Source organism: Bacteroides sp. ET489 (genome assembly GCF_030518095.1).
Lineage (GTDB): Bacteria > Bacteroidota > Bacteroidia > Bacteroidales > Bacteroidaceae > Bacteroides > Bacteroides ndongoniae.
In genome coordinates, this window is sequence record NZ_JAULLJ010000001.1 from 308891 (window position 1) to 321114 (window position 12224).

The following is a 12224-nucleotide window of genomic DNA, read 5'->3' on the forward strand; positions in this document are numbered from 1 at the left end:
TACGGTTTTTATTTGGATAATTCTTGTTTCACTTCTTTCTGTACCACGTTCATCTGCAACTGCACTTCCTGCATCTGTTCCAACCCTGCCCTCCAGTTGCTCGACATTTCCGAGAGTGTGGCCTGCAACACCTGATAGGCTTCCTGCGGATCGCTGAACGTGTCCAGCGGTGTAGGCGGAACAGTCTGCTTGTCCATCGTCGACACTCCCCACCCGATCACTGTCAGCAACAGGAATGTGGCTGCTATACCGGCCACCCAACGCCAGTTTCTCCGCACACGGTTACGGCGCAGGAAGTGTGGAGCCTCTTCATCTTTCCGGTCTATCAGGCACGAAAGTCTTTCTTCCAGTCCGGCCGGCACAGGTATTTCCTCCATGTTTTCTGCTTCCAACGCTGCCAGCAGTCGTCCATCCGGTTCCAGATGTTCCGGCAGATCCTGTGACAGCAAAGCCTCCTTCAACCTTTTTTCTTCGTGCTCGTCCGTTGCCCCTTCGTAATAGGCAGCGAGCAATCTTTCCACTTCATCGACTTTCATAGTTGTTCCATTTAGTAAATTCCTCACGTATTTTCTTTCTCGCCCTCGACAGTAATACACGCACATTAACCGAGTTCAGCCCCGTCAGCCGCTCCACCTCTTCGTAAGAACATCCTTTCACATCGCGCAAGGTAATCACCAGCCGCTGTTGCAAAGGCAGACGTGCTATCAGCGTTTTCACCACTCTGGCATCCTCTTTCGTTTCCCAACCGTCAGAAGAGAGGCCGACGCGCTGCACTTCCTCGGTCAGTGGCAGGTTTTGCCTGTCGGAAAGATACTGGCCCGAACGAAGCAAGTCGAAGCACATATTCTTCACCATCGTGACGGCAAAGGCTTCCGGATTGCTGATAACCGTCAGTTCTTCCCGCTTGCTCCACAGTTTCAGGTAGGCCTCCTGCAGCACATCTTCGGCATCGGAAGCATTCTCCAACAGCCTGTAGGCCACCCCATACAGTTTAGCGTGACAAGGTAAAAACATTCTTTTAAAACTCTCGGCATCCATGCACTTTCTCCTATTCTATCATCAGTCTTATACCCGTCAGACGGAAAAGAGCGATCGCTTGTTACAAAGGACAAGAACTTTTTTTGCTTTTTTCTCTGAAAGCTCAAATATAGCCAATAACCGCCAACCGGCGAAGCCCAAGTAAACAGAAATCCCCGGCATCTGTCAAAAAACAACGCCGGGGACTCCCTATATTATAAAAGCGATAAGCTGCCTTACTTGTACTCAGCCCACGACTTAATGCCCAAGTCATCGACCGACATCGTGCAGAAAGCATTGATGAAGGCACCGGCCAGACGGGCGTTGGTGATGAGCGGAATGTTGAGGTCGATAGCGGCACGGCGTATCTTGTAACCGTTGCTCAGCTCGCCCGCCGTCAGGTTTTTGGGGATGTTGACCACCATATCGATTTCCTTCTTGTGGAGCATGTCCAAAGCCTGAGGCTGACCGTTCTCGCTGGGCCAGTAGACGCGGGTGTTTTCAATGCCGTTCTCGGTGAGGAACTTCGACGTACCACCCGTAGCGAAGAGCTTGTAACCCTTACGCTGCAACTGTCGGGCAGCAGGCAGCATGTCTACCTTCTGCTCCGTGGAGCCGGTGGACAGCAGGATGTTCTTCTGCGGGATGCGGTAACCCACAGACAGCATGGCCTTGAGCACGGCACACGAGGTATCGTCGCCGATGCAGCCCACCTCACCCGTAGAGGCCATGTCGACGCCCAGTACGGGGTCGGCCTTCTGAAGGCGGTTGAAGGAGAACTGCGAAGCCTTGATGCCCACGTAGTCCAGGTCGAAGAGGTTCTTGTCCGGCTTCTGCACGGGGATGCCCAGCATGACCTTCGTAGCCAGCTCGATGAAGTTCAGCTTCAGCACCTTGCTGACAAAGGGGAACGAGCGGGAAGCACGGAGGTTACATTCGATGACCTTGATATCGTTGTCGCGTGCCAGGAACTGGATGTTGAAAGGACCGGAAATGTTCAGCTCCTTGGCAATCTGGCGGCTGATGCGCTTGATGCGGCGCACGGTCTCCACATAGAGCTTCTGCGGCGGGAACTGAATGGTGGCGTCGCCCGAGTGCACACCGGCAAACTCGATGTGCTCGGAGATGGCGTAGGCGATGATTTCGCCGTTCTGTGCCACGGCATCCATCTCGACTTCCTTGGCGTGTTCGATGAACTGACTCACTACCACAGGATGTTTTTTCGATACATTGGCGGCCAGCTGCAGGAAGCGTTCCAACTCTTCCTGATTGGAGCAGACGTTCATGGCAGCACCACTGAGCACATACGACGGACGTACAAGCACGGGGAAACCTACCTTCTGGATGAAAGCGTTGATGTCTTCCATCGAAGTCAGCGCGCTCCATTCGGGCTGGTCTACGCCGATGCGGTCGAGCATGGCCGAGAACTTGTCGCGGTCTTCGGCATTGTCGATGCTTTGGGCCGAAGTGCCGAGGATGCGGACGTGCTGTGCATCGAGGCGCAAAGCCAGGTTGTTCGGTATCTGTCCGCCGGTAGAGACGATGACGCCGTGCGGATTCTCCAGGTCGAGGATATCCATGACGCGCTCGAAGGTGAGCTCGTCGAAGTAGAGGCGGTCGCACATGTCGTAGTCGGTAGACACGGTCTCGGGGTTGTAGTTGATCATCACAGAACGGTAACCCTCCTTACGGATGGTATTCAAGGCCTGCACCCCGCACCAGTCAAACTCCACGCTGGAGCCGATGCGATAGGCACCCGAACCCAGTACCACGATACTGCGGTGGTCGCCCAAATAGTGAACATCGTTGGCCACACCGCTATAGGTCAGGTACAAATAGTTGGTCTGTGCAGGATATTCGGCAGCCAGTGTGTCTATCTGCTTCACCACGGGGACGATGCCGCGCTCCTTGCGGTGGCGGCGCAGGGTGACGATGGCGTCTTCCATCTCGCCTTCCATGCCGATGGCGCGGGCCACCTGAAAGTCGGAGAAGCCCTGACGCTTGGCCCTACGCAACAGGTCGTCGGGCAGGTCGGCAAGCAGCTTGTGGTTGCCTGCCCACTCGTGCAGTTCCTTCGAGGTGCGCATGATGTTCATCAGCTTCTCCAGGAACCAGCGGTCTATCTTGGTCAGCTCGTGTATCTGGTCTACGGTGTAGCCGGCACGGAAGGCTTTCGAGATGACGAAAATACGTTTATCGGTCGGCTCGCGCAGTGCCTTGTCTATGTCGGGAATGACGAGTTCCTTGTTCTCTACAAAGCCGTGCATGCCTTGGCCTATCATACGCAGACCTTTCTGAATGGCTTCCTCGAAGGTGCGGCCGATGGCCATGACCTCGCCCACGGACTTCATCGACGAACCCAGTTCCTTGTCTACGCCGTGGAACTTGCCGAGGTCCCAGCGCGGTATCTTGCACACCACGTAGTCCAGCGCAGGCTCGAAGAAGGCCGAAGTGGTCTTGGTCACGGAGTTCTTCAGGTCGAACAGTCCGTAGCCCAAGCCCAGCTTGGCGGCCACAAATGCCAGCGGATAGCCGGTAGCTTTCGACGCCAGAGCCGACGAGCGGCTAAGACGGGCATTGACCTCGATGACGCGGTAGTCCTCGGATTGCGGGTCGTAGGCATACTGCACGTTACACTCGCCCACGATGCCGATGTGGCGGATGATGCGGATGGCCAGCTCGCGCAGCTTGTGGTAGTCGGTGTTCGACAGTGTCTGGCTGGGAGCGATAACGATACTTTCGCCCGTGTGGATGCCCAGCGGGTCGAAGTTCTCCATGTTGCAGACGGTGATACAGTTGTCGAAGCGGTCGCGCACTACCTCGTACTCCACTTCCTTCCAGCCGCGCAGGCTCTTCTCGACAAGTACCTGGGGCGAGAAGGAGAAGGCCTTCTCGACCAGCACGTTCAGTTCCTCCTCGTTGTCGCAGAAGCCCGAACCCAGTCCGCCCAAGGCATAGGCGGCACGGACGATGACCGGATAGCCCAGCTCGCGGGCGGCGCGACGGGCGTCTTCGGCGTTCTCGACGGCCTCGCTCTTGATGGTCTTCACGTCGATTTCGTTCAGTTTCTGCACGAAGAGTTCGCGGTCTTCGGTGTCGATGATGGCCTGTACGGGGGTGCCCAGCACCTGCACGTTGTACTTCTCCAGCACGCCTTCCTTATAGAGTGCCACGCCGCAGTTCAGCGCCGTCTGTCCGCCGAAGGCCAGCATGATGCCGTCGGGGCGCTCCTTTTCAATCACCTTCTCGACGAAGTAAGGGGTGACGGGCAGGAAGTAAATCTGATCGGCCACACCCTCCGAAGTCTGCACGGTGGCAATGTTGGGGTTGATGAGGACGGTCTGGATGCCCTCTTCCTTGAGGGCCTTAAGTGCCTGCGAACCGGAGTAGTCGAACTCGCCGGCCTCGCCGATCTTCAGCGCGCCGCTTCCGAGCAGCAGGACTTTTCGTATGTTGTTCTCTTTCATATCTTGTTTTTTCGTTGCTAAATGGTCGTTAATGTTTTTATACCTCAGAAGGTTGTCCGCCAAAGGCGACGCGTTTGCTCACTAAATGCGGCGCATTTGCTCATTAAATGCGGCGCATTTTGTCACAAAACGCGGTGAGTTTTGCCACAAAAGGCGGCGCGTTTTTTCTACATTCAGAGCAGCTTCACGAACTCGTCGAAAAGGAACTCCGTATCTGTAGGACCAGAGGCAGCTTCGGGGTGGAACTGTGCTGAGAACCAGGGGTTGCGCTTGTGGCGGATGCCCTCGTTCGATCCGTCGTTCATATTGACGAACAGCGGTTCCCAGTCGGCGCCCAGCGTGTTGTTGTCCACCGCGTAACCATGATTCTGACTGGTGATGAAGCAACGTTCGGTGCCCACCATGCGCACGGGCTGGTTGTGGCTGCGGTGTCCGTACTTCAGCTTGTATATCTTGGCTCCGCCTGCCTTCGAGAGGAGCTGGTTGCCCATGCAGATGCCGAAGATGGGGAGCTTTTCATTGGCCATAGCCTTGCGGATGTTCTGCACGGCAGCGTCGCACGTATCGGGGTCGCCCGGACCGTTGGAGATGAAGAGGCCGTCGAACTGCAGCAGGTTGAAGTCGTAGTCCCAAGGCACACGGATTACTTCGACCCCACGCTTCAGCAAACAGCGCAGGATGTTGGTCTTTACGCCGCAATCGACAAGGACGACCTTCTTTCTCAATGAAGAATGAGGAATGAAGAATGAAGAATCGAGCTGCGCGATGGAGGTGTTCAGCTCTTCTTTAGACAAGACGGTGGCCAGCGAATAACTCTTGTCGCCGGCGTAAACGATAATGTCCTTGCAGGAAACGCGGTCTACATAGTTCACCTCACTATAATTAAATGAAGAATGAAGAACGGAGAATGAAGAATGAAGAATGTCGGCTTCGCCTCCGAATGAAGAATTGCCATGCGACACCGCAGCGCAGCCTGATTCTTCATTCTTAATTCTTAATTCTTCATTTCCACCGAAGGTTGATTCTTCATTCTTCATTCTTAATTCTTCATTATCATCGAATACGATGCGCCCCATCATCACCCCATGCTCGCGCAACACCTTGGTCAGTTCGCGGGTGTCGATGCCCGTGATGCCGGGCACGTGTTCGCGCTTCAGCCAGTCGGCCAGGCTCTCCACGGCGTTCCAGTGGCTGTAGTTTTCGGAATAGTCGCTCACGATGATGGCCTCGGCGTGTATCTTCTCGCTCTCCATGAAGGTGGCCAGTCCGTTGCCTTCGATGGTGAAGGGCGGCACGCCGTAGTTGCCCACCAGCGGGTAGGTCAGAGTCATCAACTGGCCGGCATACGAGGGGTCCGTCAGGCTCTCGGGATATCCCGTCATGGCCGTATTGAACACCACCTCGCCTGCTACCGGCTTTTCATAACCGAACGACTGACCGCGGAAGCGGGTACCGTCGTCGAGGATAAGGGTTACGTTTCTCATTGTCTGTTCGTATCGTTATTGTTACTGTTGTTGTCTTTGTTCTTCCTCTTCTTCATCACACTCAGGGCAAAGGCCATGGCTACGCCCATGGGCAACCAGAGGGCCAGGTTGTCGAAAATGATGCCGAAGGCCGTACCTAATGACAGGCCGATGGCCAGCGAGGAACCGTCGATGTATTCTTTGTCCTTCTGCTTCTGTTCTTCCATATACTTAGAATTGATAGACTTGTTCGATGTAGTCGATGAAGGCCCTGTTGAGCAGCTTCACGCCGCCGGGCGTGGGATAGTCGCCGCTGAAGTACCAGTCGCCCGGATGGTTGGGGCAGGCCTCGTGCAGCCCTTCGAGGGGCTGGTAGACAATCTGCACCTTGGCACGGACGCTATCAGGCTTGAGCAGTTCCACCATCTTGGCCGCTATCTCGTCGTCGGTGAAGGGGGCGTAAATGTCCTTCACGTAGTTCACCATCTGCTCCTTGGGCAGGTCGGCCTGCGCCTTGGCCTTGCGGTAGGCAGCGGCAATGACGTCCTTCATGTCGCGGTCGCGCAACAGCTCGATGGCAGCACGGAAGGCGATGAACTCGCTCATGCGGGCCATGTCGATGCCATAATAGTCGGGATAGCGCACCTGTGGCGAAGAGCTGACGATGACAATCTTCTTCGGATTGAGACGGTCCAGAATGCCGATAATGCTCTGACGCAAGGTAGTACCGCGAACGATGGAGTCGTCGATGATGACGAGATTGTCCACGCCCGGCTCCAGACTGCCGTAGGTGATGTCGTAAACGTGAGCCGCCAAGTCGTTGCGCGTGTTGCCTTCGGCGATGAACGTGCGCAGCTTGATGTCCTTGATGGCCACCTTCTCACTACGGATGCGGCGCGAAAGGATGCGTTCCAGTTCGTCGTGACTGGGGTTGTGGCCCAAGGCGGCTATTTGTTTCACCTTCTCCTCGTTCAGATACTCGTCCAGTCCCTGAAGCATTCCGTAGAAGGCTACCTCGGCCGTATTTGGGATGAAGGAGAAGACGGTATGGTCGATGTCGTAATTGACAGCTTTCAGAATGCTGGGCACTAACTTCTCACCCAGCAGTTTCCGCTCGCGATAAATATCCATATCGCTGCCACGGCTGAAGTAGATGCGTTCGAAGGAACAGGGCTTCAGTCCGCGCGGCTTGTTGATCTGCACTGTGCGCAAGCGGCCTGCCTTGCTGATGAAAATGGCCTGTCCGGGCTGAAGTTCGCGAATGCTGTCGGCCGGGACATTGAGTACGGTCTGTATCACGGGACGCTCGCTGGCCAGCACGGCTATCTCGTCATCCTGATACCAGAAGGCGGTACGGATGCCCCAAGGGTCGCGCACGGCAAAGCTCTCGCCGCTGCCTGTCAGACCGCACATCACGTAGCCGCCATCCCAGTCCTTGCTCGAAGTACGCAGGACATTGGCCAGGTCGACATGCTCTTCGATATAGTGCGTAATATCCATGCCGGTCAGTCCTTCGGCTTCGGCCATGTTGAACAGACGTTCTACCTCGCGGTCCAGACGATGGCCTACCTGTTCGAGCATGATATACGTATCGGCATACTTGCGGGGGTGTTGGCCCATGGCCGTGATGCGGGCAAATATTTCGTCAACGTTGGTCAGATTGAAGTTACCGCAAAGAGCCAGATTCTTGGCCCGCCAGTTGTTGCGGCGCAGGAAGGGGTGCACATAGGTCAGTCCCGACTTGCCGGTAGTGGAATAGCGCAAATGCCCCATGTAGACTTCGCCGGCAAACGGCAGGCACTTCTCGGCATAACCGGCATCGGCCAGCTGTTCGGGAGTCAGATCCTTGAAGTGGCTCTGCACCGTCGAGAAGATTTCGGTAATGGCACCCGACCCCAATGCACGCTCGCGGAACATGTATTCCTCGCCGGGATTGGCAGCCAGCTTGACACAGGCCAATCCGGCTCCTTCCTGTCCGCGGTTGTGCTGCTTTTCCATAAGCAGATAGAGCTTGTTGAGCCCGTACATCCACGTGCCATACTTCTTCTGGTAATAATCGAGCGGCTTTAGAAGGCGTATCATCGCCACACCGCATTCATGTTTCAATTGTTCCATATCATTATCCGGATTATTCTATTATTCTACTGTAACCGACTTTGCCAGGTTTCTCGGCTGATCCACATCCATGCCCTTGCACACAGCAATGTGATAGGCCAGCAGCTGCAAGGGGACAGTCGTTATCAGCGGGTCGAGGCATTCCATGACGGCAGGCAGTTCGATCACCGTGTCGGCCACGCGGCTAATAATGTTGTCTCCCTTGGTCACGAGTGCCACTACCCTGCCCTTGCGTGCCTTTATCTCCTGTATGTTGCTCAGTACCTTTTCGTAAAGTCCGTTCTGCGTGGCCACCACAACGACCGGCATTTCGGCATCGATCAAGGCAATAGGACCGTGCTTCATCTCGGCAGCCGGATAACCCTCGGCATGTATGTAGGATATTTCTTTCAGCTTCAGCGCACCCTCCAGTGCCACCGGATAGGCATATCCGCGGCCCAGGTAGATGAAGTTATGCGCATAGGTGAATATCTTGGACAGTTCGGCTATGCGGTCGTTCAGCTTCAGCACCTCTTCCATCTTCTCCGGAATGTGCTGCAGCTCTTGCACTACGGACACGTACTTGGCTTCGTCTATCGTCCCCTTCTCGCGTCCCAACGTCAGTGCCAGCATGGCAAGCACCGTCACCTGCCCCGTAAAGGCCTTGGTAGAAGCCACACCGATTTCGGGACCAACGTGTATGTACGACCCCGTATCGGTAGCCCGAGGAATGCTCGAACCGACGGCATTGCAGATGCCGTATATGAAAGCTCCCCGGCTCTTGGCCAGCTCTACGGCAGCCAGCGTATCGGCAGTCTCACCACTCTGCGAAATGGCTATCACCACATCGTCCGGACCGATTACCGGGTCGCGATAGCGGAATTCAGAAGCATATTCCACCTCAACCGGAATACGGCAAAACGTTTCTATCAGTTGCTTGCCTATCAGCCCGGCATGCCACGACGTACCGCACGCCACGATAATGAAGCGTTTGGCCGCCAGCAGACGTTCCTTATAGTCTATAACGGCAGACAGTACCACATTGTTTCCTTCTACGTTGACACGGCCCCGCATACAATCGTTGATGCAGGCCGGCTGCTCGAAAATCTCTTTCAGCATGAAGTGCGGATAACCGCCTTTCTCCAGCTGTCCTAAGTTCATGGATACCGTCTGTACCTTGTGCGGACATTCTACATTATTCAGATTGACTACCTTCAGCGGACTGTCGCGACGGATCACCGCAATCTCCTCGTCCTCCAGATACACCACCTTGTCGGTATACTCAACGATAGGAGTAGCATCGGAAGCCAGGAAAAATTCGCCTTCGCCAATCCCGACTACCAGCGGACTGCTCTTGCGGGCTGCGACGATTTCGTCGGGATTGTCACGGTCCATCACGGCGATGGCGTATGCCCCTATCACCTCTCTCAAGGCAAGCTGTACGGCAGTGAGCAGGTCGATGTGGTCGGCCGACTGTATATACTCTATCAGCTGAACCAGCACTTCCGTGTCCGTACTACTGTTGAACTGATAGCCTTTTGCCTGAAGTTTTTCCTTCAGCACTGCATAATTTTCAATAATACCGTTATGAATAAGGGCGAAGCGCCCGGAAGAGGAATAATGAGGATGAGCATTGGCGGAACAAGGTTCCCCGTGAGTGGCCCAACGAGTATGGGCAATACCGATAGTACCGGAAATATCTTTTTGACTGACGAAAGTTTCAAGGTCTGCCACTTTCCCTTTCGTCTTGTATACATTCAACTGACAATTGTCACTGATCAATGCTACCCCAGCACTATCATACCCGCGGTACTCCAACCGCTTCAACCCTTTGATAAGAATGGGGTAGGCTTTTCTGTGACCTATATAGCCTACGATTCCACACATAATAGTTTACAGTTTTAATATTTGCAGTGCAAAGATATGCTTTTTCACGAACATAAAGTCAATTTTATTGCAGTTTCTTTATCAAAAATACATAATAAATTCCCTTTCCTTCTCAAATATCTACTCCTATCAAGCTGAATTTTTAGGGGGGACAGCCTCAATCATTATACCATAATTCCCTATAAAGGAACCTATCGGGTCCAATATGCCAATCATTGCAAGGCAGAACTACCTGAAGAAATTCAAATAGACAAAGTCAGGAAAAATTGCCCAGTTAGAAAAAGATTTTTCCCCAACTGGGAAAAAATAATTCTCCAGTTAGGGAAAAATCAATGTGCTTTCATCGGATCATCGTCACTGTATATTCCTTGAGTTTACGTTCCTTGACAGGTGTACCTGCGGGAGCATATCCCAAAGCTGCACAACCGAATACGCGATAGTCGGACGGGATGCCGAGTTCCTCGGTAAGAAACGTGCGCATGGCCGGATGGTCGCACGTCTGTCCGGGCTGATTGATCCAGCAAGAGTCAATGCCGAGGGAGGTAGCGGCCAGAAAAATGTTCTCTAGTGCACAGGCACAATCGAAAGGAGTCAACGAGCTGTCTGCTTTGCCCGACACAATCACCAGCGTAGGAGCATGATAGTAGCAGCAATACGAATCGCTGTGGCCACGCTCCTGCCACTGCGGATTATCACTTGCAGCAAAGGCTTCCTTTACTTTGTCGTTGAGCTGGCGCAACAGATCGGCATTCTGGATGGCTGTAAAATGCCAGTCCTGAAAATTCATACCACTGGGAGCATGAGTCGCAGCCTCCAATATCAAAGACAAGTCCTCGACAGAAACTTGCTTTTCGGTGTAGACACGTGTACTGTGACGTGCCTTGATGTTCTGTAATACTTCGTTCATAATAATAATTTAAGTTTCGCAAGTGCTCAACTTATTAGTTGACAAGGCTTCAGTCAACAAGTCTACTAGGCTGGAATGCCCCGTTTGATAAAGTGCCGCTTGAAACGGCTCGCTACAAACACCTTGTCAACTCGTTAACTTGTTGCTCGTCAACTGCAACTTGAGCTTGTGAAAGTTGAAATAATAATATGTTTTATTATATCGTTTGATATTTCTCAAACTGTCCAGTCCCCAAAGACAGACGTCAGCGTTTCACCAGCCCTATCTTGGCATTCAATTTGAAATAATAGCTGCCATTCTCCCTTTCCAGGAATCCGTATTTGTCTTTGTCAAGCGAGCCCTTCTCGAAACGGGTATTCTGAAAAAGGAAATCGGCAAACACCTGATAGCGGGAACGGTGATAACAGATTACCTCCCCCTTGCCATCGGCCAGCAGCATGCCTTCGACAGCCGAGTCGGTACCATTATAGATTTTGGCCGGACGCATGCCCAAAGCCAAGGCCATGAGGAACTGTTTCATCTTGTACTCATAGAAATGATGTTTCTGAATCAGTTCGTCCTTTATCTTCAGCGGGTTGATTTCGCGAATACGTTCGGTCAGTTCGCTGACGCGGGTAATGCCTTCCAGATGCATCAGCCGGACCATCTCGGCCAGCATGCGCGGAAAGTGAAGATCGATCATCAACAGATTGCAACGGAACACCCGATCGGCTACATCGGCATACTTCAGTACACCGCCCAGACGCTCTATCATCAGCATGCGGTCGGCCACCTCGTTAGGAGCTTCAGGCAGGGCATTGATCTTGTTCACCGTAGGTACGGCAAACTTTATCCCCGTCTGTTCGAACTTCAGATTGGCTGTACGTCCTCCGTCAAGCAAAGGATTCATCGGACTGAGACGGCAACGGACGGCAAACCCCATAAGAGGCGCATCGGCATGCCAGAATGCGATAGAAAAATCGGTACGGTCGTCGGTGCGGGCTTCGAGGTCGTAGATGCAGACCGCATCAAGAAAAGCCTCCAGGCTGTCATCGACTTCCACTTCTTCGCCCGGCAACTTCAACAGATCCAGCACAAGTGTGGCAGCAGTTGCAAAGTCTTCGCGCGGGAAGTGACGCTCACTGTCGGGACGAGGCAGAAAAATTCCGTTCTTTTCCAGACTTCCGGAGACCGTCCGGATGTCTTCGCCTACATAATAACGGCGGGTGCCATCGTGCTCTTCACGTTGTATCATGGCCACAGGCCAGCGTTCGCCCTCATCGGCCACAGCATGCGGAGTGCCCATAGCGACTACGCCATCAGCCAATAAGCGGAAAAAGGTATAAATCTCGCCCAGTTCTCGTTTGGTTGCGTTGAAAGACATACTACTTTATAATATAAATGAAATAA

General features: G+C 53.6%; 9 protein-coding genes. All 9 read right to left on the bottom strand.

What is annotated here, in order from left to right:
* Positions 1-8: 8 nt before the first annotated feature.
* The 9 genes from Q3C19_RS01325 to Q3C19_RS01365 all read right to left on the bottom strand — a co-directional run bounded on the left by Q3C19_RS01325 (position 9) and on the right by Q3C19_RS01365 (position 12198).
* Positions 9-536 carry a hypothetical protein gene (locus Q3C19_RS01325; protein ID WP_022162281.1) on the bottom strand — a complete coding sequence of 176 codons (528 nt, stop codon included), beginning with the start codon at positions 534-536 and terminating at the stop codon, positions 9-11.
* Positions 523-1038: an RNA polymerase sigma factor gene (locus Q3C19_RS01330; RefSeq protein ID WP_071149857.1), complete on the bottom strand. Its 516-nt coding sequence runs from the start codon at positions 1036-1038 to the stop codon at positions 523-525. The genes Q3C19_RS01325 and Q3C19_RS01330 overlap by 14 nt, the downstream gene beginning before the upstream one ends.
* Before the next feature lie 215 nt (positions 1039-1253).
* Complete coding sequence (gene carB, locus Q3C19_RS01335) at positions 1254-4484, bottom strand: carbamoyl-phosphate synthase (glutamine-hydrolyzing) large subunit (protein ID WP_302726663.1); 3231 nt, start codon at positions 4482-4484, stop codon at positions 1254-1256.
* A gap of 173 nt (positions 4485-4657) precedes the next feature.
* Positions 4658-5968: a glutamine-hydrolyzing carbamoyl-phosphate synthase small subunit gene (gene carA, locus Q3C19_RS01340; RefSeq protein ID WP_302726665.1), complete on the bottom strand. Its 1311-nt coding sequence runs from the start codon at positions 5966-5968 to the stop codon at positions 4658-4660.
* Complete coding sequence (locus Q3C19_RS01345; protein WP_071149860.1) at positions 5965-6174, bottom strand: hypothetical protein; 210 nt, start codon at positions 6172-6174, stop codon at positions 5965-5967. The genes carA and Q3C19_RS01345 overlap by 4 nt, the downstream gene beginning before the upstream one ends.
* A 4-nt stretch (positions 6175-6178) precedes the next feature.
* The gene (locus Q3C19_RS01350) at positions 6179-8062 is read right to left on the bottom strand and encodes an amidophosphoribosyltransferase (protein WP_071149861.1); all 1884 of its coding nucleotides are present in this window, start codon (positions 8060-8062) and stop codon (positions 6179-6181) included.
* Between the two features lie 21 nt (positions 8063-8083).
* On the bottom strand, positions 8084-9928 hold the full coding sequence (gene glmS / locus Q3C19_RS01355; protein WP_277121442.1) for a glutamine--fructose-6-phosphate transaminase (isomerizing): 1845 nt from the start codon (positions 9926-9928) through the stop codon (positions 8084-8086).
* 340 nt (positions 9929-10268) lie between these two features.
* Complete coding sequence (locus Q3C19_RS01360) at positions 10269-10835, bottom strand: nitroreductase (RefSeq protein ID WP_302726668.1); 567 nt, start codon at positions 10833-10835, stop codon at positions 10269-10271.
* A 244-nt stretch (positions 10836-11079) separates the two neighbouring features.
* Positions 11080-12198 carry an HpaII family restriction endonuclease gene (locus tag Q3C19_RS01365; RefSeq protein ID WP_302726670.1) on the bottom strand — a complete coding sequence of 373 codons (1119 nt, stop codon included), beginning with the start codon at positions 12196-12198 and terminating at the stop codon, positions 11080-11082.
* Positions 12199-12224: the final 26 nt, after the last annotated feature.

Bases quoted from the DNA above. Each gene is read 5' to 3' on its own strand.
- Q3C19_RS01325 (WP_022162281.1), bottom strand. From the start codon at position 536: ATGAAAGTCGATGAAGTGGAAAGATTGCTCGCTGCCTATTACGAAGGG.
- Q3C19_RS01330 (WP_071149857.1), bottom strand. From the start codon at position 1,038: ATGGATGCCGAGAGTTTTAAAAGAATGTTTTTACCTTGTCACGCTAAA.
- carB (WP_302726663.1), bottom strand. From the start codon at position 4,484: ATGAAAGAGAACAACATACGAAAAGTCCTGCTGCTCGGAAGCGGCGCG.
- carA (WP_302726665.1), bottom strand. From the start codon at position 5,968: ATGAGAAACGTAACCCTTATCCTCGACGACGGTACCCGCTTCCGCGGT.
- Q3C19_RS01345 (WP_071149860.1), bottom strand. From the start codon at position 6,174: ATGGAAGAACAGAAGCAGAAGGACAAAGAATACATCGACGGTTCCTCG.
- Q3C19_RS01350 (WP_071149861.1), bottom strand. From the start codon at position 8,062: ATGGAACAATTGAAACATGAATGCGGTGTGGCGATGATACGCCTTCTA.
- glmS (WP_277121442.1), bottom strand. From the start codon at position 9,928: ATGTGTGGAATCGTAGGCTATATAGGTCACAGAAAAGCCTACCCCATT.
- Q3C19_RS01360 (WP_302726668.1), bottom strand. From the start codon at position 10,835: ATGAACGAAGTATTACAGAACATCAAGGCACGTCACAGTACACGTGTC.
- Q3C19_RS01365 (WP_302726670.1), bottom strand. From the start codon at position 12,198: ATGTCTTTCAACGCAACCAAACGAGAACTGGGCGAGATTTATACCTTT.